A 24206-nucleotide genomic window follows, 5' to 3' on the forward strand; every position below is an offset into this window, starting at 1 on the left:
TATTTTTCGGTTTTTTGCTTGGCATTATCCAGCTTCTGCTGCAAACTGTCTTCCGATACCCACCCCCAATTATAAGGCCAGATATGGATGGTCAAGTAATCAATATGTTCATTCTGATGAATCCGTTCGAACAGCGATATGTCTTCTTCGCAACCTGCTTTACCTTCGCTCCCGGTAGATATCAACTGACGGGGAGCAAGCGAATCAAGTTGAGTTGCTGCCTTTTCCAACCAATCGGCAAATGCTTCTTTATTATCTTGGGAGAAAGCACGCGGTTCGTTACCTATTTGCCACGACATGATGGTGGGGTCATCGGTATAACGCTTCCCCGTATAACGGTTAGTACGTGTCACGATATCGTTAACATAGTTTGAAAAAAGCCTTTTCGCCGCCTCCGATTGCGGAAACTGTTTTACATAATTCATGAAAGCCTCATAGCCGTCTATTGCCGGGACGGGGATTTTTCCGAAACCTGCCCATTCAAGGTATTGCCCGTAACCGCCGCTCCACTCCCACGAGTTATTCAGGTAAAGCACAGCCAGCATGTCGCGCTTGCCCATTTCCATCAACAGATAATCCAGTCCTGCCAGAATCGTATCGTTATACACTCCGGGAGCAGTTTGCAAGGTAGGCTCTACTTTTGTCGGAACACCGGATTTTCCATCCGCCCCGACCAACACACGCAAGTTATTTACTCCCAATGCTTTCAACGAATCCAGTTCTTGGCATAAACGTTTCCGGTTACCGCCCGTTCCTTCCGAACCCAAGATGGCTCCATACCAGAAATTCGCCCCTACATAATAGTAAGGTTTACCATTACGGATAAACTGACCGTTTTTTACAGATACAAACATATCCTGTTCCGCCTTTTGCTTGGGCGATGAACAGGATATGCATAACAAAGCTACCGCCACAGCGCAGAAAAATTGTTTCATCATAAGATTTACCGGTTAAAGTTTCTGCACAAAAGTAGCTTGGTCCGGGCAGATTTACTGCTACTATCTTATCAAAGGATGATACTTCTTTTATAACTCCTTTTTATAATTCCCTGATGCTGATAGCCACTCCCCCACTCGGTGCAAGGCGTTGCTTCAATACGGTTTTGCGGGTTACTTTCTTCGTGGATATTACATAATCTTTCGGGTTGGTGCGCCAGTCGGCTTTCTTTCCGTCGGCATAAATCGTTGCTTCATATTTCTTTCCTTCCGGCAAGAAGCTGAGGTCAATGACTGCTTCGCGGGCATTTTCATCGGTTATTCCGCCGATGTACCATTCGTTTTTGCCTTTTGCTTTACGGGCTATCGTAATGTAATCACCCGGTTCGGCTTCGAGGATATATGTATTGTCCCAGTCTGCTGCCACATCTTTAATAAATTGGAAAGCGTCGGGATATTTTTCATAATTCTGATACAAATCAGCAGCCATCTGGAGCGGACTGTACATGGTTACGTAAAGTGCCAACTGTTTGACGAGCGTGGTACTGAGTTTCGCTTTGTTCGAACCGTAAACCGAAAGGTCGCCTTCGAAGATTCCCGGCGTATAGTCCATCGGGCCTCCCATCAAGCGTGTAAACGGAAGAATGGTGGTATGTTCAGGCGTATTGCCGTTGAAAGACTCAAACTCTGTTCCGCGGGCAGATTCTTGGGCGAACCAGTTGGGATAAGTACGACACAATCCGGTAGGACGTACCGCCTCGTGGGAGTTGACCATCACCTTATATCTGGCAGCCGTTTTCGCCACACGCAGGTAGTGGTTTACCATCCACTGTCCGTCGTGATATTCGCTGCGCGGAATAATCGGGCCTACGTAACCGGTCTTTACGGCATCGTATCCGTTATCTGCCATAAAGCGGAAAGCATCTTCCATCTGGCGTTCATAATCGGCAACCGATGAAGTGGTTTCGTGGTGCATGATGATTTTCACGCCACGCTCTGCCGCATAACGATGAAGCTCTTCCACATCGAAATCGGGATAGGGTTTGTCAAAATCGTAAATGTGTTCCTTTATGTAGGCAAAGTTCGCTTCCCAACCTTCGTTCCATCCTTCTACCAATACGCCGTCGAAACCATGTTTTGCAGCGAAGTCGATGTATTCTTTCACGTGAGCCGTATTTGCCCCGTGTGTTCCGTTCGGTTTCTCTTTCGTATAATCTGTTTCACCGATTACGATGTCCTGATTATTGGTATAAGCCCACGTAGAGCCTTGTCCGGTAAAGTATTCCCACCACACACCGACGTACTTCACCGGGTGAATCCACGATGTATCTGCCAGCTTGCAGGGTTCGTTTAAGTTCAATATCAAGTTCGAAGCAAGTATGTCGCGCGCGTCGTCGCTCACCACCACCGTACGCCACGGAGTAACACTGCCAGTCTGGATAAAACCGCGCGCTCCGTTACGGTCGGGCGTCAGATGAGAGGTCAAAACAAAAGCCTTGTCATCCAAGTCGAGGCACATTGCCGGATAATTTACCAACGCAGCTTCGTGGATGTTGATATACAGTCCGTCGGCAGACTTCAGCATCAGCGGTGTTTGTACGGCAAGTCCCGGCGTGAAGGCTTTCGCTGCCAAAGGTTCTTGACGCACTTTCTCGGTCAGCGAGGCTACCTCCGATAGTTTCGACACCGTGGTAGGATATTCGTTGGTATCGTAATCGCCCGGCAACCAGAAAGCCTTATGGTCGCCCGTCAACCGGAACTCTGTGGTTTCGCCATCGAGCGTAAAGTTACGCAGTTCTTTCTGTACGGGGAATTCGTAACGGAAGCCCAAGCCATCGTTGAAAAGGCGGAAACGGATGTTCAACAGCCAGCCGGTTCCGTTTTGCTGTAAGGCTACAAACATTTCTTTATGGTTGTCTCGAATCTCACTGTTTCCGCCCAACACCGGTTTCCACGTGGTGTCCGATTCAGAAAAGCGCGTATCGGTTATCGTAAAATCTTTATTGAATACATACGACGGACGTATCCGGAAGCCCATCTTGCTTTCTTTAATAACGTCTTTTCCCTTATACTGAAGGGAGTAAACGGGCGTACCGTCATCCAGCAGACGGAAATTCAGCTTTAAATTACCATCGGGCGAATCCAACGTTTGCGCAGAAACCGTTCCTGCCACCATCCAACACAACATACCGATAAAAATGATAAGTCTCATAGAATACGGGTTTTAATGATTAACATTTTTACTTTACACTATTAATAATAAAATATGCCCTCCAAAATCTGCTGAGAGCATCTGGTTATAATGATAACAACCTTTCTCACAGAAATACTTAACGTTCAGGGTTCCATTCCTCACCTCTCCCCTGCTTGTTCCGCCGCTATCCGAAGCCTCTGATAAAACATGCGGATAAACTGTTTGGTTCATGCGATAAAACGGACAAAAGAACCGACTTGTGTCACTTACCCCGATTGCAGACATTTCCGTACATGCAAATTTCGGATTTTTTGACGACAAAAGAAAGCGGAGTGAACAATTGTTTCTCTGCACTTGTTTAAATTTTTACATTTTTATTTTTACGGCAAAGGAATATCGCCTACATTTGTAATGAAGTGATTAAAACTTATAATGAGCTTGTTTTAAGCCTTCTCCAGCCTATCCGGAGGCTTGAAAAATTCTATGGGTAGAACCGGGCAACGCTATGGGTAGAACCTGTTAACACTACCGCATGGGATGGACCACACTAACGGTAGCGTTTTTTCAGGGCATAGCGGTGGAAATTTTTTCGTGCTTCCGCAGGGTCAGGAAAGGTTTAAGAGGTTCAATATTTTTAACAAGATAAAAACTGTTATTCATTATGGGACGTACCATCAAACTATTGCTCTATTATCTCATTTATCAGTTTGCCACGCAAGGAGTTTTTACCTGCGGCTACATGGTTTATCATCACACCACCCAACTTCCTAACCTGACAGATCCAAGCGGAGTGACTCTGCTGCTGATGTCGCAATTAATCGGAACGCTCGCTTTGGTCGTTCACCTGCTTGTGTGGAAATACGTCCGGCTGAACCGACAGACACTTGCTTATTACAATTCGGGCAGCGTATTGGCAGTATCTATCCTGTTCATCATCGGCATGGGACTATGGTGTAACTACTTGAGCGAGCTGGTCAACCTCCCCAACAACATGGAAGCTACGTTTGAAACCATGATGCACCACCCGGCGGGCATCATCGCCATCGTTGTCATGGCACCCATTGCCGAAGAATTGCTTTTCAGGGGAGCTATTCAAGGACACTTGTTACGCAAATGGAAGAAACCCGCCGCAGCAATCATTGTTTCTTCACTGCTGTTTGGTGCCATCCACGGCAATCCGGCACAAATCCCGTTCGCTTTCGTACTCGGACTGGCTTTGGGATGGATTTATTACCGTAGCGGAAGCCTCATCCCCAGCATCCTGATGCACTTCATCAACAACGGAACTTCCGTCGTAGTCTTTCTTTATTCCGATAATCCCGATGCCACCATGCAAGAGGCTTTCGGAACAACCGATGCCATCTGTATCGCTGCGGCAGGCGTAGTGCTTACCCTTGCCTGTATCTATATTTTCCGCAAAAAGCTGCTTCCGCAACCGGCTGACTGGCAAGAAGAAACGGCTTGAGCATTCGAACAGTAAAAGCCCGGTTCTTCAATCGCTGATAGTTTGGTAAAAAAGTGCATAGAAATACCTATATATCAGTAAATGTGCGTATCTTTGCAGCCGAATTAGATATTTGAAACGATAAATGAAAACATTTGAAGAATTGGGCGTTTCCCCGGAAATACGCAAAGCAATCGAAGAAATGGGATATGAGCATCCCATGCCCGTACAAGAAGAAGTAATACCTTATTTGCTGGGGAACGGTAATGACGTAGTGGCTCTGGCACAAACCGGAACCGGAAAAACAGCCGCATTTGGTCTGCCGCTGATACAAAAAATTGATATTAAGAACCGTGTGCCGCAAGCACTTATCCTTTGTCCTACACGCGAACTGTGTTTGCAGATAGCAGGAGACTTAACAGATTATTCCAAGTATATCACCGACCTGAAAATATTGCCTGTATACGGCGGCTCGTCCATAGAAAGCCAAATACGGAGCTTGAAAAAAGGGGTACACATCATCGTGGCTACTCCGGGACGTCTCATCGACCTGATGGAGCGCAAGGTGGCTCGTCTGGAAACCATCCGTGATGTGGTTATGGACGAGGCTGACGAAATGTTGAACATGGGATTTACCGACAGCATCAATGCCATCTTGGAACAAGTACCTGAAGACCGCAATACGCTGATGTTCTCGGCTACGATGAGCCCTGAAATCTCACGTATCGCCAAAACCTATCTGCACGATGCCAAAGAAATTACCATCGGTACGAAAAACGAGGGAAGCAAAAACGTTCATCACATTGCTTATACTGTACATGCCAAAGATAAATACTTGGCGTTGAAACGTGTGGTCGACTTTTATCCGCAAATTTACGGTATCATTTTCTGCCGCACACGCAAGGAAACGCAAGAAATTGCCGACAAGTTGATTCAAGACGGCTATAATGCCGATTCGCTGCACGGTGAATTGAGTCAGGCGCAACGCGACTTGGTGATGCAGAAATTCCGCCAGCGTCATTTGCAGTTGCTGGTGGCTACCGACGTGGCTGCCCGCGGACTGGATGTTAACGACCTGACTCATGTTATCAACTACGGACTGCCCGACGATACGGAAAGTTACACGCACCGCAGCGGACGTACCGGACGTGCCGGAAAAACGGGTGTCTCTATTTCTATCATCAACCTGCGCGAGAAAGGGAAAATGCGCGAAATAGAACGGATTATCAAAAAGAAATTCGACCTCGGCACATTGCCTTCGGGAAAGGAAATCTGTGAGCAACAGCTCATCAAGGTTATCGACGACATCGAAAAGGTAAAAGTAGATGAGGAAGAAATCGAAACGTTCTTGCCAAGCATTTACCGCAAATTCGAGTGGCTGAGCAAAGAAGATTTGATTAAGCGCGTGGTATCAATGGAGTTCAACCGATTCCTTGATTACTATAAGAATGCGCCTGAAATCGAACAACCGAATGCCGAGAACAAGAAGGGAGAACGCAAGGAGCGCAAAGAGCGGGGCGGCGAACGTTCGCGCAAGGCTGAGAAAGGTTACACGAGACTGTTCTTGAATTTAGGAAAGACGGACGGCTTCTTCCCTAATCAGATTATCGACATGATTAACCGTCATATCAAGAAAGAACGCATCCAGATAGGACGAATCGACTTGATGCAGAACTTTTCTTTCTTTGAAGTTATTGAGCCGCAAGCCGCACTGGTAGTGAAGGCTTTAAACAAGACTTCGGTTAACGGCCGTAAAGTGGTAGTGGAATATGCCGATGAGAATAGTGGAAAGAGCGACAAGGCAGGCAAAAAGCGCGATAAAAAAGAGTCGGGCAAACGGAAAAAAGAAGAAGCGGTAAAACCTTCCAAATCGAAACGGAAAGACGATTGGAAGCAGTTCTTCCAACAGGATAATGAGGATTTCGATGCAGGTTTCATGGATGAAAACTGGGGAAAACGCGGAAAGAAGCGTAAAAAATAAGCCGATTCACATCACAACATAAAAGCAGAAAGAGGGAGGAATACCGGAACATGCAAAAGCATCTATCCGGATATTCCTCCCTCTTTCATTATAAGCGGCTTACTTTACAAACCGGTTGATTATCGGAATGCTTTTCAGCGGCAGATCTTTCTTTACTATATAAGCTATAAATACAAGGATTAACAGCGTGCGGTATATCAAACGCAACACAACGTTTGGTATCTCTACTGCGTGATAAAGAGCAAACAGTACCACAGCCAGTATCAAATAAACTGCCATTTCCTTCAAAGGATAGGAAACCGGATATTTCTTTTGCCCGATAACGTATGAAAGCAACGTAATCACTCCGTATCCCGCAACTGATGCCCACGCCGAGGCAACATATCCATAACGGGGCACAAGACAAACGTTTAATACAAGTATCACTATACAGCCTATCAACGAAAAATAAGCTCCCCATCGGGTCTCGTCGGTCAGTTTATACCAGAATGACAAGTTAAAGTAAATGCCTTTAAAGATTTCAGCTCCCATTACGATGGCTACTACGCCCAGCCCTTCCCAATAGTCGCTCGCCACCATGTATTTCAAAATATCCATGTATCCCATCACCGCCAAGAATGCGAGCAGCGAAAAGATGAAGAAGTATTTCATGGCGGCAGCATACACCTTACGGTTGTCTGCATCTTTTGTTTTCCCGAATACAAAGGGTTCGTAAGCGTATCGGAATGCTTGTGTAAACATCGCCATAACGAGCGCAACTTTACTGGTTGCACTATAAATACCTAACTGAACCAAACCTTCCTGACGGTCATCGAACAAAAAGGGATAAATCATCTTGTCAATCGTCTGGTTCAAAATGCCTACCAGCCCGAAGATAAGAATAGGAAATGAATAGGTTATCATTTTCTTCATCAGTCCCCAATCAATGCGGTAAGAAAATCCGCGCAGTTCCGATGAGAAAAAAAACATCTGTACGGCAGACATGATAAGGTTTGACGCAAAGATATATCCTACTAAATAATTGGGATTGTAAAAAGATGAAACCCAATCGTAACCCTGTGCATCAAGCCACGGGCAGAGCAACAAAAAGAACAGGTTCAAACAGATATTCCCGATGATATTAAACAGCTTTATCGCGGCAAACTTTATGGGACGTTTCTTATAGCGCAAATAGGCAAAGGGTATGCACTGAAAAGAATCGAGTGCAACCACCAGCACCATCATCCCTACGTAATCGGGATGGTCGGGATAACCTAAAAATGCCGAGATAGGATGTAAGAAAATGATGCAGAGCGCCACAAATACTAACGACAGCCCGCCTACAAACAGCAACGTATTGGCATAAACTTTTTCAGGGTTCTCGCCCGACTTATTGGCAAAACGGAAAAAGCCGGTTTCCATTCCGAAAGTAAGCAATACCAATATCAAAGCTGTATAGGCGTACACGTTAGAAACCACACCATATCCTCCCGACGCTGCCGGCAATACAACCGTATAAAGCGGAACCAGCAGATAATTCAAGAAACGCCCTACAATACTGCTCACTCCATAAATGGCAGTATCTTTAGCCAAAGATTTCAACTCAGCCATAAAACTTAATCAAACAAAGTCCTGTTATTATTACCATTATAAATACTCCTTCCCAAATGCTTATAAGCCAGTTCGGTCACTTCCCTGCCGCGAGGCGTACGTTTCAAGAATCCTTCTTTGATCAAAAAAGGCTCATACACTTCTTCCAGTGTACCGGGATCTTCACCCAGCGCCGTGGCGATGGTGGTCAATCCCACAGGGCCGCCTTTAAACTTATCTATAATCGTACAGAGTATCTTATTATCTATCTCGTCCAGTCCGTAGCGATCGATGTTCAATGCCTCAAGCGCATAGCGGGCTATCTCGATGGTGATACGTCCGGAGCCTTTTACTTGGGCAAAATCGCGCACGCGGCGTAACAAAGCGTTGGCGATACGGGGCGTTCCGCGACTGCGTGAAGCGATTTCGCCGGCGGCTTCCACGTCGCAGGGAACATTCAGTATCTTCGATGAGCGAAGGATAATTTTCGTCAGCACCGAGTCGTCGTAATACTCCAAATGCAAGTTGATGCCGAAGCGGGCACGGAGCGGAGCCGTAAGCAAACCGCTGCGAGTGGTGGCACCCACCAGTGTGAAAGGATTCAAATCGAGTTGGATGCTTCGTGCCGAAGGCCCTTTATCTATCATGATATCAATGCGGTAGTCTTCCATTGCCGAATACAGATACTCCTCCACTACCGGACTAAGGCGATGTATTTCGTCGATAAACAACACATCGTTCGGTTCCAAACTGGTCAAAACTCCTGCCAAATCGCCCGGCTTATCGAGGACCGGCCCTGAAGTGACCTTAAATCCCACTCCCAATTCGTTGGCAATAATATTACTCAATGTAGTTTTACCTAATCCCGGAGGACCGTGTAATAACACATGATCAAGTGCCTCGGCACGCAAACGGGCAGCTTTTACAAAGATGCGCAGATTATCCACCACCTTGTCTTGTCCGCTAAAATCTCCGAATTGCAACGGGCGAAGTGCATTTTCGAAATCACGTTCTTTACCCGTCGGTTTATAGTCTCGTATGTCGAATTGTTCTTCCATATCAATGCAAAAGTACAAACTATAAATGAAAAAAAGGGGCGAAAAGCAGATAAATTCATGAAAACAAGAACCGCCTGACGCCCGCATCGGAAAATAGAAATCCACCCCATAAGCGCACTCCAAACGCCGAAAAGATACATGTTGCCTGATTTTTATTGTATTCCGCTTGATTTTTATCGGCTTCTCCTGCTGATTTTCCGTAAGTTTGCCTCCACTAAAACCTAATTATGTATATGAAAAAGACAACTTTATTTGTATGGGCCGTGTGTATCTGCACGCTGGCTCTTTCGGCTTGCACACAACAACAAGAGGCTAAAGAGATTCGTCCGATGGAAATATGGCCGGATAATGCGGGCGTACATGTCAACGCACATGGAGGCGGTATTCTTTATCACGAGGGTACGTATTATTGGTACGGCGAAAACAAATCGGACACAACAAGCAGTGCGATGGTGGGTATCATGTGTTATTCATCACCGAATCTTACCGATTGGAAAAACGAAGGTGCCGTGTTGCCCGTAGTGACCAACGACACGACCAGCGAAATAACGCAAGGCTGTATCATGGAACGCCCGAAGGTGATTTACAATGAAAAGACGGGCAAATTCGTAATGTGGTTTCACTTGGAGCTGAAAGGCAAGGGATATGCGGCCGCACGTTCGGCGGTGGCGGTAGCCGACCGTCCGACAGGACCTTTCAAATACCTCCGTTCCGGACGCATCAATCCGGGGAAATTGCCGTTCGACATGACTGACGAGCAGCGTGCGGTACTGGATACGCTGGATGCCGGGAAATATACCGAATGGTGGACACCGGCTTGGTATGACGCCATCGCCAAAGGACTGTTCGTGAAACGCGATTTGGAGGGCGGACAGATGGCAAGAGACATGCAGTTATTTGTAGACGACGACGGCAAGGCATATCACATTTATTCATCGGAAGATAACTTGACTCTTCATATAGCCGAATTGAGCGACGATTACCAAAGCCACACGGGAAAATATACGCGCATCGCACCTGCCGGACACAATGAAGCGCCTGCCTTGTTCAAGAAAGACGGTACGTATTGGATGATTACTTCGGGATGTACAGGCTGGGACCCGAACGAGGCACGCATGTTTTCCGCACCGAGTATCTGGGGACCGTGGACGCAACACCCCAATCCGTGTGTAGGCAAGGATGCCGAACTCACCTTCCACGGACAGAGTACGTTTGTACTTCCTGTTCCCGGTAAAAAGGATGCTTTCATTTTCATGGCTGATAACTGGCGGCCGAAGCATCCGAGCGACGCACGGTATATCTGGCTGCCGATTCAGTTTAACGAAGGCAAACCGGTTATCCAGTGGAGAGACAGTTGGACGATAAACGACTTCGACCACTTACTTAACTAACGGCTTTCAATGCGAAACGGCTGGCGACAGCACACCGCCTGCATCACGAAAGCATTCTCACACACTACCGCTTGAATCGGATTTCTTAGCCGATAAACCCGTGACTGGAAACAAGCGAAAACGCTACCCATAAAACAGACCGGTTCTATGGGTAGCGTTGTTAGTTTCTACCCATAGAACCGGTCAACTCTTCCGCATGAATTTTCAGGCTTCACACGCAGAGCAAAAAAGGCGTATTTCCTACGCATTTTTAAGCATAAACGTAGGGGCGTATCGCATACGCCAAAAAACATCCACGCCAATAAGCCCATGTATTCAGGGCGTATCGCATACGCCCCTACATCAGCTGATACGCGGGATTACTTCAGCCCTTCCAACATTCTCTTCAATACGACCGTTGCCGAAATCTCCCGGTTAGCAGCTTCGGGTATCACGAGCGAGGTGGGTGCTTCTATCACGTCGTCGGTCACAATCATGTTACGGCGGACGGGCAGACAGTGCATAAAGAAAGCATTGTTCGTCACCGCCATGTGTGCCTCATCTACCGTCCAACTCATATCCTTACTCAATACTTTTCCGTAATCGGCAGGATTCGTCACGCCCGGACATGCCCAGTTTTTCGCATAAATAAAGTCAGCGCCCTCAAAGGCTTTCATCTGATCGTATTCCACCCGTGCCCCACGAACAAACTTCGGGTCGAGTTCATAACCGTGCGGATGGGTAATCACGAAATCCACATCGGCTTCATTCATAAAGTCGGCAAACGAATTGGGCACGGCTTGAGGCAGTGCGCGCGGATGAGGTGCCCACGTCAGTACCACCTTCGGACGTTCCGTCCGTTTGTACTCTTCAATCGTAATCAGGTCGGCAAACGCCTGCAAGGGATGTCCCGTAGCGGCTTCCATCGAAAATACCGGCTTGCCGGAATACCGGATGAACTGGTTGAGGATTTTTTCGGTATAATCGTCGTCACGGCTTTCAAAGCGGGCAAACGAACGTACTCCGATGATGTCGCAGTAAGATGCCATAACAGGAATCGCTTCCAACAGGTGTTCGCTCTTGTCGCCGTCCATTATTACGCCACGCTCCGTTTCGAGCTTCCATGCGCCCTGATTTACGTCTAACACAATTACGTCCATACCCAAGTTACGGGCTGCCTTCTGGGTACTCAGGCGAGTACGCAAACTGTTGTTAAAAAATATCAGCAAACAGGTTTTGTGATGACCCAGCGATTCATATTTATAACGGTCTTTCTTAATTTCAAAGGCCTCGGCAAGGGCTGTTTTCAAATCGCCCAAATCGAATACATTGGTATAGGTTCTCATAAGCTATCTATAAATTAGGTTTTGGCAAATATACATATAATAAAGTACAAAATTAATTGATATGACGAAGAAACGCAGATTTTCGCATATTCACGCAGATTGAATTGATAATTAAATTATTATCTGCGTTTCAATCCTTATTTCCTGATTTGTCCGTTACCTTCAATCAGCCACTTATAGGTGGTTATCTCGCGCAGCCCCATCGGACCGCGGGCGTGCAGCTTCTGGGTGCTGATGCCTATTTCGGCTCCCAAGCCAAACTGTGCGCCGTCGGTAAACGAGGTGGGGGCATTGGTATACACGCAGGCGGCATCTACCGCACGCTGGAAAAACGAAGCGGCTTTCAAGTCTTCGGTCACGATGCTCTCGCTGTGTTTCGAACCATATTTATATATATGTGTAACCGCTTCTTCTACGCTGCCCACGGTTTTTATCGCCATCTTGTAGTCCAGAAACTCCGTTCCGTAGCTGGAGGCGTCTGCTTTACAGAGCCACTCGGCAGGATAATTACCCTCCAATGCGCGATATGCCGTCTCATCGGCATAAAGTATTACGCGGCTTGCCTGCAAAGGAGCGCAAAGCTGCGGCAAATCTGCCAAACGCGCGGAGTGAACCAGCAGGCAGTCGAGCGCATTGCATACGCTGACGCGGCGCGTCTTGGCATTGTTGATAATCGCCGCTCCTTTGGTAACATCGCCTGCCGCATCGAAATACGTATGACAAATCCCCGCCCCCGTTTCAATGACCGGCACAGTTGCTTCGCGGCGCACATAAGTAATCAGTCCGCTGCTGCCGCGCGGAATTATCAGGTCAACATATCCTTCGGCATGAAGCAGTTCGGCAGTCGATTCTCGGTCGGGCGGAAGCAGAGCCACCGTGTTCGGGTCGACACCGAAACGCTCCAGCGTACGGTGAATCACTTCCACTATCGCCCGGTTCGAGCAGTCGGCATCGCTGCCGCCTTTCAACAGGCAGGCACTTCCGCTCTTCAGACAAAGTGAAAAGACATCGAAGCTAACGTTGGGACGCGCCTCGTAGATGACACCGATAACGCCGAAAGGAACACTGACTTTCTTCAGGTGTAACCCGTTGGGTAACGTACGTTCTTCTAACGTCAGGTTCAGAGGTGAAGGCAGGTTTGCCACATTCCGCATATCGGAGGCAATGCCTTCCAAACGTTCGGGCGTCAATTTCAGTCTGTCATATTTGGGATTGTCAGGATTCATACGTAACAAGTCCTCGGCATTGGCTGCAAGAATGGTATCGGCAGACCGCAAAGCCTCATCCGCGGTAGCGCGCAATACATCGTTAATAAGTTTTTCGTCCGCCATTGCCAACCGGCGCGAAGCGGAACGAACGCTCTGAAAAGTTTCAAGTAAATTCATTTCTGTTGTTTTATTAGGCACTTTATCGGCAAATTTAGCTTTTCTTCTGAAATTCTTTACATAGGTTTCAATAAAATTCATAACCAAAAGATTTCCCAATTTGTCAATTCGTCTCATTTACGGAATAAGAAGCTATCGGCCCGATTTATGGGATAACCAATTATATATAAATAATTTACCAATTTGTCTTTCAGTATTTATGACAAAATAGGAATCCGTTTCTGACATATTGGGAATTGCTTCACGACGAAAAATTATCTCCTTAGCTTAATTTTGACAGCGAAAACGAAATATTAAGAGAACAAAAAAGATTTTAATATTATGAGAAAGGTATTCGTTTGGATTATGTTCCTGTTTGTCACACTGACGGCTTCGGCACAGAAAGTTGCTGTCAAGACAAACCTGCTGTACGACGTGACTACCACGCTCAACTTAGGGGCAGAGTTCCGGTTAGCTCCCAAGTGGACATTAGATGTATCGGGAAATTACAATCCCTTCCACTTTAAAAATGACAAGAAAATGAAACACTGGCTCGTGCAACCCGAAGCACGCTACTGGCTCTGCGAGGCATTTAACGGTCATTTCTTTGCGCTCCATGCACTGGGCGGACAGTTTAACGTAGCGGGCATGGACTTGGGGATTTTCCCGTCTTTTAAAGACAATCGTTATCAAGGATGGATGGTAGGCGCAGGCATCGGCTACGGCTATCAGTTTGTGCTGGGTAAACATTGGAACTTAGGGCTTGAAATAGGAGCGGGATGGATTCATGCCGATTATGACAAGTACGAATGCCCTCACTGCGGGGAGTGGAAAGGAAGCGACAAGAAAGACTATTTCGGTGTGACCAAAGCTGCCGTATCGCTGATTTACATAATTAAATGATAATGGAGGAACGCACAATGAAAAAACATATTCTATCTTTAGCTATCCTGCTGGCAGCAGGCGGATATGCCTTCGGGCAAACGGTTTACCTGAGTGAAATCAAAGTGACAAACCGCGAGGTGACGAAAACTGCCGACCGGCAGGCGAATGTGAGCATGGAGCTGAACCTTGATGAGCTGGACATGAAACGGCAACACTCGTTGCGACTCACACCGGTTATCCTTTCGGCAGACGGAAGCCAAGAGGCGGAATTGCCTCCGGTGGTTATCAACGGTAAAGTGCGCGACCGTGTACAGCAGCGCGTAGAAACGCTCGACCATGTGCGGCTGAATCCTGATGCCATAGCGGTGATACGCCGTAAAAACGGTTCGGAACAAACCGTGGAATACACGGCATCGATTCCGTTCAAACGTTGGATGATAGGCGGAAACATTCAGTTACGCGGACAGGTCATCGGATGTGCACTCTGCAATGAGGGTGGCGAAACAGCTACCACAGGCGACATTTTCCCGCCCATGAATCCTACTTATTACAAGCCGTTTATTGCTCCGAAAGAAGAGGTGGTGAAACGCCGTTCCGAAACACGCGCGGCTCATATCCAGTTCCGGCAAGACAGCCATCGGATTGACCCGAACTATTTAAACAATCGTTCGGAGCTTGACAGTGTGCATCATTCCATCGAAGTAGTGAAAGACAATGATGACCTGACTATTACGGGCATCTACGTTACAGGATATGCTTCGCCCGAAGGCAAGTTCGACTATAACATGAACCTCTCGGAACGCCGTGCGAAAGCCTTTACCGAATACGTAAAGAAAGACATGGAGAACATTGACCCTGCCATCTATCATGTGGCATGGAAAGGTGAAGACTGGGAAGGGCTGCGCCGCGAAGTGGAAAAACGCCCGCAACTGTTGAAACAGAATAAGGTATTAGACATCATAGACAACTGCGGAGGCGACAAGGATGCCTGCGAAGAGCAGTTGAAGGCCCTTGTACCGCCTGAAATCTACCAGCGTTTGCTCAACGAAATGTATCCTCCCGTACGCCGCAACGAATACCGCGTAGAGTATAATGTGCGTCATTTCACCATCGAAGAAGGACGGAAGATGATTCAGTCTCGCCCCGACTTGATGAGTGTAAGCGAAATACAACAGGTGGCAGACAGTTACGGAAAAGGCACGCCCGAATATACGGAATGTTTGTTAGCGGGAGTGAAAGGACATCCCACCGATGTTACTGCACTTAACAACGCTGCGCTGGCGCTGATTGAAGCCAATCGCGCTGCCGAGGCTGCCGAAATGTTGGAACGTGCTCCGCAAGACGGTGCCCTGCAGAACATGCTGGGTGCGGCATACAGCAGCATGGGCGAAACAGCAAAGGCCGAAGCCGCTTTCCGCCGCGCCGCCGAAGCCGGTTACACACAAGCATCCGACAACTTGAATCAGCTCCTCCGCTATAACGAGTACATGGCTGAATAATAGAAGTCAATCAAAATAAAGAACGAGAACTATTAATATCAAACTGTTTAACTAAAAATTTTTGTATTATGAAACTTTCAAAGAGTTTGTTTTTAGCATTTGCGGGCTTGGGTTTGTTCGCGTGCTCAAATGAAGATGTTGTAGAAAATGGTGGCATTGAAGGTGACGCTTCGGTAAGAGTACACATTTCTACTGATGCTTTAGCAAGTAGAGTAGGTGAATCAACACTTGAAACTGAAGATGTAGAAATTCAAAAAATTACACTAACATTGACTGCAAGTGTCGGTGGTAAGGAAGCAGGTCCATTTACTTCAATAGAGGAAGCTAATGAATTTGTATTTAAAGGAGTACGTGGCCCGCAAAAACTTGCTGTTTCTATCAATGACGGTAAAGCAACCATGACTTTGGATGTTGTTCAAACAGGACTTGCAGCTCCGATGTTTGCAGAAGAAAACATTACGGCAGAAGATTACGATGAAGCATCTAAGACTTATACCGTAGCTTTGAATCCGGAACATAAAACTGCTTATCTGAACTTCTCTAATATCAGCCACGATGATAGCGAAGGTGCCTGCTGGTTCCAGACTATTACTTTTGACGGTTTGTTTATGAACGGCGTTAAATTGAGCGAAGATGCTGTATCTACAACTTACAATAGTTGGGCTGAAGCATCTGCTAATACTTCAATTAGCGATGCCATTGGTGCTGATTGGAAAACAGAAGGTCCATGGGCAGGTCCTTACAGCTACAATGTATTCCCGGGTAAGCCTATCCTGACTTTGTGTTACAGCAATATTACAGTTACTCCAGACCGCGTTTGGGTTGATGGTCCTATCAAAGGTGCTGGTTATGCAACTGTAAAAGATTATATTGTCTCAAACGCTGCTGATCTGACAGCAGAAGAACAAGCCGGATTAGGAATTAATGATGAAGGTAAAATTACCGAATTTAAAGCAGGTTATGTATATAACTTTGACGGTTTGAAAGTACCCGATAAAGCAATCGGTAATACTATTATTGGTGCTGAAGATGTAAACGTAGTTGCTGAAGTTTCTATCAAACCGTGGAAATTGGTCGACGGTACTGTTACTTGGAACTAATATCCTCCATATAAACAACTGTTTTTTTCTTGCTCCACAAGCAAGAGCATAAAGGAAAACCGGGGCGGTCCACTCGTTCTGCCCGCCCCGGTTATCTTCAGATTCAAACATACAGTTTTCTAAAAAACCGAGAAATTTATGCTAAGATATATACGAATAATGTTTACCGCAGCGATTGCGCTCGTCCTGGCAACCGGCTGCATCAAGGAAGATTTCGATGATTGCGATAACGTAACCATCTACTTCCAATATCTCGCCGACGGCGATAAGGATGTGCTGTATCAATACATGGATAAAGTAGACCTGTATGTTTTCGACGAAGGCGGGCACATCTTAGGTGTCGGCACTTACAATCAGGACGAACTGGCGACATTCTCCGCCAAACCGTCGTTCAAGCTACAACCCGGACAACGCTACAAAGTAGTTGCTGTGGGTAATGCCTACGACGCTACGCAAGTAGTAAACGTAACTGCTACCAGTTTTGATGACATCTTCCTCCAAAGCCCGAACTGGGGAGACGAGACCGAGGATGTCGTAACCAATCACGACCACAACTATTTGGGTCAGCATGAATTTACGATGCCCTCGCAAGAAGGCGTGATGTATCGCGACACGGTAACACTGTACAGCGCCCACGTAAATGTGGATGTGCGCATCTACGGTCTGCCTGCCCCCACACGCCAACAAGACGCATCCATCCCTTACCAGTTGAGCATCGAAAACTCGAATGCCCAATGTTCTTTCAATAACGAAATCAATACGGACGCTTCACAAAAAGGTACGATTTACCCCGAATTGGTATACGATGCCGAAAATCAGTGTTACCGCACGCAAGACCTCGCTCTTTTCCGTATGGACGACCACGGTGACGTTACTGCCGACTGCTGCGAACACACCCTCGTGCTTCGCGACCTGACAGCGGGCGAAGATGCTGCACCGCTCATCAGCGGAAATCTTTATAACTACATCACGCGCAACGATGCAATCGAAGAATCGGTAACCCTTCAAGAAGCCACACTTCCGATCGAAATACAATTCCACGGACTGAATGCCGAAATCGTTGTGCCCGACTGGGTGATTGTAGATGGCAAACCGGAGTGGAACTAACCTTTAAATCAATGTGAGTATGAAACGAATAAAACAATATATAGGTTTAGCGGCTGCATTGCTGTTGGCGGGAACGCTGAATTCCTGCATCAAAGACGATGTAGCCCCCGCCGCATCTTCCGATATGGCAAACGTCACCGTCAAATTAGATTCGCGCGCTACCGACACAACCGACCTGAATGTCACCCCGGAGGAAGGTATCAAAACCCTGCGCCTCATCATCGTACAAGACGGAACGATTGTAATAAACAGCAAACATGTATTTACATCGGCTACCGACCCACTCTTGCAGCAGGGTATCAATATCATCGGATTACCTGCCAAAGCTACACAGTTCTATGCTGTGGTAAATGAGGAAAGCATCGATGGCGATTTTGAAACGAATTACGGCGTAGGAACAACGTTCGAAGAACCGACATTTAATGCCACCACGCTGACAGCCGATGCTAACACCTTCCCCAAACGAGACGACGAGATAGCCACTGAAGGACTTCCGATGGCAGGCAAGACAACAGCCAAAGAGCTTTCCGACGGTCAGGAGATTGAAATCCTCGTGACACGCGCCGTAGCCCGCATCGATTTGAACATCACAAATGCCACAGGCTCTGCTTTGCAAATAGACAGAGTGAACTTCGGACAATTCTTTCCGGCTGAAAGCCATTTGGTAAACGCCACCGACACCAAAACATATCAATTGAAGTCGTTTACAGAAGGGTATTCCATACCAACCGAACAAACAGAAACATTTACTTATTACCTCTACGAATCGAACGCCGGCAGCAATTTCACCGTAGGTTTGAATGATAATACCGAATTCCCGCTTACGCAAATATACCAAAAAGACGGCCCAACGCCTATCACCGAACTGATACGAAACAACATATTAAGTATTGATGCCACGGCAAACTCTTCAGGATGGGAATTGCAATGTAATGTGAAACCGTGGGATGTGGAAGATGTTACCATTGACTTCAAAGACAATCTGAGTTATAGCAGCGCAGGTTGGATGGAGGGTACCTATTTGGAACAAGGCTCTGATCTGGAGAATAATCTTATTCACCTCAGTCCGACAGTCCCGGCAGAACTGAAATTCACCATTCAGGCACCCAATAGTGCTACTTGGCGTGCCCAGCTTACGGGAGACGTAAACGACATCCAAATTGTTGAAGGCTTCACTTCAGGCGTAGCTTACTCAGACGGTAATCCGGTTGAACAGACTATCAAAGTACAAGTAACCAATCCTGATTTGGAAGATAGACAACCCGAAGTGATACTCCATGTATTTGCCGATATCGCAGGAAATACGTATGAGTTGGATTTGACCGATCCAAACAAAGTGATGAATCCCGGTGAAGAGACCGACCCGATAAATCGTTTTACTTTAATTCAAGCTCAATAATCATGAAACGAAAACTATACTATCATATCGTATGCGCACTGATGATGATCTGCAGCTTCTCGTCTTGTCAAAAAGACGACATGGGCAACGGACAAAGTGCGAACGGTAAAGATCAGACAATTGTCTTGACCACGAGAGTCGATGGCGATAATAAGGAAGCGGGCGAAGATCGTTATAATGAAAATACGGTAAAACGTGCCGATGTATTTTTCTTTAACGCCGACCAAACGGGAGAGTGTATTTATGCACAGACCGGTTTACAGGCTGATGAAGAGAACAAACTCAATGTAACATTGGATTATGACATCATACACGAAGGCTCTTCTTATTATATATATGTAATAGCTAACCATGATTTCGGTTATACAAACGATACAGCTAAAGGCAAAACGCTTGCTGAACTGAAAGCAGCAAAGGTAACAACCGAATGGAAAGCCGATTTGGATTTAAGCGGTACAAATGCCGAAAAAGAATCTTCTTTGTTGATGGATGGCGGAAATACGATTACCATCTCAAGAACTACACCGGGAACGGTTGAGTTGACTCGCGCAATGGCTAAGGTAGTGCTTTTCCCTACGGTGGAAAAAGATGAAATCGTAGTGGGAGAAGGGGATGATGCCATAACCTATAAACCGGTACGCAACAAAATGAACGTAACAATGGTTTACGGAGTGAAATCCACACAGTTAGACGGACAGTATGCCGTACAGGAATCAGACTACATTACACGCTTGAAGCGCACGTACACCCCGAAAGCCGATGAACCGGAGACAACGACGAATTACGAACATGTTCCGTTTTATTCTTACCCGAATCCGGAAACTACTGCCGGACGCCAAGATTCTTACCTGATTCTTTGTGTTCCATGGAGTGCGGTAAGTGCTGACGGTACTTCACAACAAGCTGTAAATTATTATTATCGTGTTCCCATCACGGGCGACGACTCTCCTGCCACATTACTGCGTAACCGTTATTATAAAATAAACGTCAACGTAGGCGTATTAGGAAGTTTAGACCCGAAAGATGCCATAGAGTTAAAAGCCAACTTCCTGATTATGGATTGGTCAACAATGGAAATCTCTACCGAAATGCAGAATTACCAATACCTCGTACTGGATGAATATCATTCTGTAATGAACAATGTGGATGAATTGGAAATGCCTTACATCAGCAGTAGTAATATTGATTGGAATAAAACGAAAGTTACACAGGTTACTTACATGGATTATCATAAAACAAATGCTTACCAAGTAACCTTAAACGCTGATTATACTCAAGACAGAAATAATTCTAACCGTCCGGTTACTTTCAGTGAATTTAAAGTGTCTGAAGGAAATAAAGAAAATACCATCAAATTAACCCACCCTTTGGATGCCAACGACCATGTACCTTATATCATTACAGTAGAAGTTTATAACTTGGATGGGATTCATACAGACACTTGGACAATAGAGCAATATCCTGCCATGTATATTGTAGGAGAATTGAATAACAATGGGCGAAATAACCGTTTTATATATGGTGTAGGTGGGAGTGATGCAAATGTAAGAGATGATGATAATAACACTTTAGGAGGAGTAAATAATCCTAATAACGGTAGTTCTTCAAACAATAATCAAAATCAATATACCATCTATATTACTTCATTCGATGTGGATGATAAGTATGCGATCGGTGATCCGAGAAGTGAAAAAGTGGATAACCTACTCTATTTGCAGGATAAAGCAGACAATACTCGCAAGCACTTGACCTATTATTATCCAACCATAAAAGAAAATGTAGAAGATATTGAAAAATATGGTTCCACCGTTGCTCCTGCTTTTAAAATTGCCTCTTCATGGGGAATAGTAAACAGCGGCTCGCTTACCTATGAAACAGCACAAAGACGTTGTGCCTCTTATCAAGAAAACGGTTATCCGGCAGGGCGTTGGAGAATTCCGACAGAAGGAGAAATTGAGTATATAATAGGTCTTTCTGATGCTCATAAAATACCTGTTCTGTTTAGCGGAGATTATTATGCTTCAGGTAGATATTACAATAATGACACCTACAATAAAGGTTTCTATAGTGACAACAACAAGCATGTAGTCCGTTGCGTTTACGATGTATGGTATTGGGGAAATGACAAAATTCAGAACCCGAATCAGTTTACATGGGGAGACGAAGAACGTCAATAACTTTAAAATGATGATTCAGTTATGAAAAAGATTTGTTTATATATAAGTATGTTAATAACCCTGCTGGCTGTATCTTGCCAACAGGATGAAAACATGGCGGTAATGCCGGATTTGAAACCGGGTGAGTATCGTTTCTCGGTAACAATTCCCGAACCGACGGCTGCCACACGTGCTATGGGAGATAAACCAACGGATGTAACCACGATGCCGATGCACGTATTGGTGTTCGATGAAAAGGGTTTCTTCGTTGCCAACCAAACAGCAACGGTCAATTCGTTTGATGATGCCGGACAAACAGGCACTTATACAGTCAGCCTCCCACCCTCTAACGAAAAATGTATTTTGCATTTTGTATTGGGCAATGTAACGTATGACACTTATGTGCCCGATGAAAGCGAAACAAGTATTTTCAGCAGACTTACCGTTAGCAACGGTACGGATGCTTACTGGCAACGCATTGAGGTGGATAACATTAAGGGTGAAACCCAACTACCTATGGTGAGCTTGGTGCGCAACTTTGCTAAAATTACGGTAGACGAACAGTTGGAGGAAATAGAGCTGCTGGGCTACGCCATCATGCGCAATACAAGCGAAGGTACGGTAGCCCCCTACACAGGTGGCAAAACAGCAAACGGAGAATTTGCCACCTTTGCCGGAGGAACAGACCAAAAGACTCCTTACGACTACACTCAATTTATCAACATGAACAACAACTTCGGAGGAAATACCGCCGGGGAAGTTATCAATGAAAAAGAAGCTCCTGATGCTGAAACAGGATTTACAATGAGCGACAAGTACGTGTACGAACGTAATCAGGACAATGCGGAACGTCCGGCATACGTATTGTTAAAAATACGCAATACACTGACCAACAAAACATCGTATTACAAATTAGACATCGTACAAACCGATGAAACAACCTATATCACTACCTACCTGAACCTTTACCGCAACTTCTGGTATAAGATTCATCTGACTAAGGTAAACGGAGAAGGATATGAAACACCCGAAAAAGCGATGCAAGCAGTAGCTTCGAACAACATCGGGGCTTCCATCGAAGTAAGCCAAGTAAACCGCATCGAAGATGGTTTGGGCAATGAATTGTGGGTAGAAACGCTTGATACGCTGCTGGTAGACACCAAAGCTATTTCCATCCGCTATGAATACTATACAGATAAAACCGACAACTACGAAGGAAACCTTAGTAACGAATCTGTAACTGTCACCCCGGTTATCGGCAGCGAAATCGGTGCGGTAAATAGCAATGCCATTTCTAATTGGAATGCCAAAGACGGTGTACTTACCGTTACCCCGGCAGCTCTGCCCGCACTGATGGAAACACAAGATTTCATTTTGTCTACTCCATCCGGATTATCGCGCAGGGTAACAGTGCGCGTACGCGAACCGTTCCGCTTCGAGGCTGTAGACTGTGAGGATGTAGTGCCCCGTCAAATAGGCGAAGAAGTGACCCTGATAGTCCGTCTGCCGGAAAACATGCCTACGGCTGCATTCCCGTTGGTACTCGACATCGAGCCGGTAGAACGCAAATCCATCTACCCCGATGTAAACCAAAACCGTATTCCGGTGGAATCGGGCGACCAGACATTCAGCTATAAAGCAACCGTTAGTTTTAACGACTATCGTATGGCAAGCGGCCGTTTCTACTATCATTTCAAAACAAACGTGGCTACCAGTGCAACAAGTATCCATGTAACCAATCCTTACTTCTACGATGAAAATAACGTAGCCAAGTTTATCAATGAAGGAGACAACCGTTATGACTTTGGCAGAGTTACTTTAGCTGGTGCAGACGGTGTGGAACATGAAGATACTTACCAATTTAGCGAATACAAAAACAGCGGAAAAGAATTAACCCTTCGTTTCGACCTTCATAAACAAGGTGATGGATGGGCAGGCGGAGAACACAAAGTAGTAGAAATCTATACAGACTACTTGATCCCGTTATCCAGTTCAACCGGAACGTATACAGTAGATGAAGAAAAACACTGCCTGCTGTATACACCGAACGATCCGTATGCCCGTCAGGAGATCCGGTTTGAAGTAAAACAGAATCTCTCCACAGAAGACATTCAGTTATCTTCTCATGACCACGGAACGGCTATCATCAGTTATACTACTCCGCCTTGCGAGATATCAGTAAATTATACTCATACAGAATGGAATTGGGGAGGAAGCGAAACAAAAACCGACCCTGTCCCCGACGGAGCAACCATTTCGATATACGAAGACAGCAGTTACCAGAGTTGGATTCGGGATTTTGAATCGGATAATGGAAAAATCACATTCCAAACATTCGTTGGTTGGACGGAAAATACCAAACTTTACTTCCAATATAGTAGTAAGGGCATGATCTTGACTACCAACTATCGCGGAGAAATCACGGTAGGAAAATTGATAGACCAACGAACAATTACACTCCGCAGTGGTTATTAATAAAAGTTGGCATAGCAAAAACTTCATATACATAAATATCCCTCTTTGCGGAAAAGAGAAACCTTAGATTCAGTCGGTTTACGTAGATAAACATTGAATCTTTTCCTTCGGCAATGTCCGGTTCTTCGGCGGAAGAAACCGGGCATTACTATTTTCATAAATCGCTGAATAACAGCACTTGTTTATCCCTTAAAACGCTACCGCAAGCGTTGGTCATTTCTAACGGTAGAATTGTCTGATGCTACCCGTAAAACCTAACTGCTTTATGGGTAGAATTTTTAGGGTGACTAACAAGAGAAAATATCAATATACAAAAAGATGCCG

16 protein-coding genes are annotated in these 24206 nt (G+C 45.8%); 10 read left to right on the top strand and 6 right to left on the bottom strand.

What is annotated here, in order from left to right; translation table 11 throughout:
- Both M3085_RS12255 and M3085_RS12260 read right to left on the bottom strand, forming a co-directional pair.
- Positions 1-935, bottom strand: a 935-nt coding sequence (locus M3085_RS12255; RefSeq protein WP_410554702.1) for a glycoside hydrolase 5 family protein, incomplete at its 3' end; no start/stop codon positions are given.
- A 103-nt stretch (positions 936-1038) separates the two neighbouring features.
- Entirely contained in the window at positions 1039-3147 is a 2109-nt protein-coding gene (locus M3085_RS12260) for a glycoside hydrolase family 97 protein (protein WP_249053144.1), read from the bottom strand.
- A gap of 643 nt (positions 3148-3790) precedes the next feature.
- Between M3085_RS12260 and M3085_RS12265 the strand changes: the two genes are divergently transcribed.
- Both M3085_RS12265 and M3085_RS12270 read left to right on the top strand, forming a co-directional pair.
- Positions 3791-4594 (top strand): CPBP family intramembrane glutamic endopeptidase, encoded by an 804-nt coding sequence (locus M3085_RS12265; RefSeq protein ID WP_249053145.1) that lies wholly within the window; start codon positions 3791-3793, stop codon positions 4592-4594.
- Positions 4595-4718: 124 nt separating this feature from the next.
- Positions 4719-6554: a DEAD/DEAH box helicase gene (locus M3085_RS12270; protein WP_178255634.1), complete on the top strand. Its 1836-nt coding sequence runs from the start codon at positions 4719-4721 to the stop codon at positions 6552-6554.
- A 99-nt stretch (positions 6555-6653) separates the two neighbouring features.
- On the opposite strand, the gene M3085_RS12275 is transcribed toward M3085_RS12270, so the two are convergent.
- Both M3085_RS12275 and ruvB read right to left on the bottom strand, forming a co-directional pair.
- Positions 6654-8144 (bottom strand): polysaccharide biosynthesis C-terminal domain-containing protein, encoded by a 1491-nt coding sequence (locus M3085_RS12275; protein WP_178255635.1) that lies wholly within the window; start codon positions 8142-8144, stop codon positions 6654-6656.
- A 5-nt stretch (positions 8145-8149) separates the two neighbouring features.
- Complete coding sequence (ruvB, locus tag M3085_RS12280; protein ID WP_178255636.1) at positions 8150-9181, bottom strand: Holliday junction branch migration DNA helicase RuvB; 1032 nt, start codon at positions 9179-9181, stop codon at positions 8150-8152.
- A gap of 233 nt (positions 9182-9414) precedes the next feature.
- Between ruvB and M3085_RS12285 the strand changes: the two genes are divergently transcribed.
- Positions 9415-10572 carry a glycoside hydrolase family 43 protein gene (locus M3085_RS12285; protein ID WP_191709895.1) on the top strand — a complete coding sequence of 386 codons (1158 nt, stop codon included), beginning with the start codon at positions 9415-9417 and terminating at the stop codon, positions 10570-10572.
- Between the two features lie 359 nt (positions 10573-10931).
- Here M3085_RS12285 and M3085_RS12290 read toward each other — a convergent pair whose 3' ends face one another.
- A complete protein-coding gene (locus M3085_RS12290; RefSeq protein WP_178255638.1) occupies positions 10932-11897 on the bottom strand; it encodes an acetylornithine carbamoyltransferase in 966 nt (321 codons plus the stop codon).
- A gap of 137 nt (positions 11898-12034) precedes the next feature.
- Positions 12035-13282 (bottom strand): glutamate-5-semialdehyde dehydrogenase, encoded by a 1248-nt coding sequence (locus M3085_RS12295; protein ID WP_191709894.1) that lies wholly within the window; start codon positions 13280-13282, stop codon positions 12035-12037.
- A gap of 321 nt (positions 13283-13603) precedes the next feature.
- Between M3085_RS12295 and M3085_RS12300 the strand changes: the two genes are divergently transcribed.
- The 7 genes from M3085_RS12300 to M3085_RS12330 all read left to right on the top strand — a co-directional run bounded on the left by M3085_RS12300 (position 13604) and on the right by M3085_RS12330 (position 23882).
- On the top strand, positions 13604-14164 hold the full coding sequence (locus M3085_RS12300; protein ID WP_249053146.1) for a DUF3575 domain-containing protein: 561 nt from the start codon (positions 13604-13606) through the stop codon (positions 14162-14164).
- A 17-nt stretch (positions 14165-14181) separates the two neighbouring features.
- Entirely contained in the window at positions 14182-15645 is a 1464-nt protein-coding gene (locus M3085_RS12305) for a DUF3868 domain-containing protein (protein ID WP_249053147.1), read from the top strand.
- Positions 15646-15713: 68 nt separating this feature from the next.
- Positions 15714-16745: a hypothetical protein gene (locus tag M3085_RS12310; protein WP_249053148.1), complete on the top strand. Its 1032-nt coding sequence runs from the start codon at positions 15714-15716 to the stop codon at positions 16743-16745.
- A 138-nt stretch (positions 16746-16883) separates the two neighbouring features.
- Positions 16884-17852: a FimB/Mfa2 family fimbrial subunit gene (locus tag M3085_RS12315; RefSeq protein WP_249053149.1), complete on the top strand. Its 969-nt coding sequence runs from the start codon at positions 16884-16886 to the stop codon at positions 17850-17852.
- A gap of 19 nt (positions 17853-17871) precedes the next feature.
- Entirely contained in the window at positions 17872-19251 is a 1380-nt protein-coding gene (locus tag M3085_RS12320) for a hypothetical protein (RefSeq protein ID WP_249053150.1), read from the top strand.
- Between the two features lie 2 nt (positions 19252-19253).
- A complete protein-coding gene (locus tag M3085_RS12325) occupies positions 19254-21428 on the top strand; it encodes a fimbrial protein (protein WP_249053151.1) in 2175 nt (724 codons plus the stop codon).
- 21 nt (positions 21429-21449) lie between these two features.
- Positions 21450-23882 carry a hypothetical protein gene (locus M3085_RS12330; protein ID WP_249053152.1) on the top strand — a complete coding sequence of 811 codons (2433 nt, stop codon included), beginning with the start codon at positions 21450-21452 and terminating at the stop codon, positions 23880-23882.
- Positions 23883-24206 lie beyond the last annotated feature (324 nt).

The sequence above is a fragment of the Bacteroides caecicola genome (genome assembly GCF_023337095.1).
Classification (GTDB): Bacteria; Bacteroidota; Bacteroidia; order Bacteroidales; family Bacteroidaceae; genus Phocaeicola; species Phocaeicola gallinarum.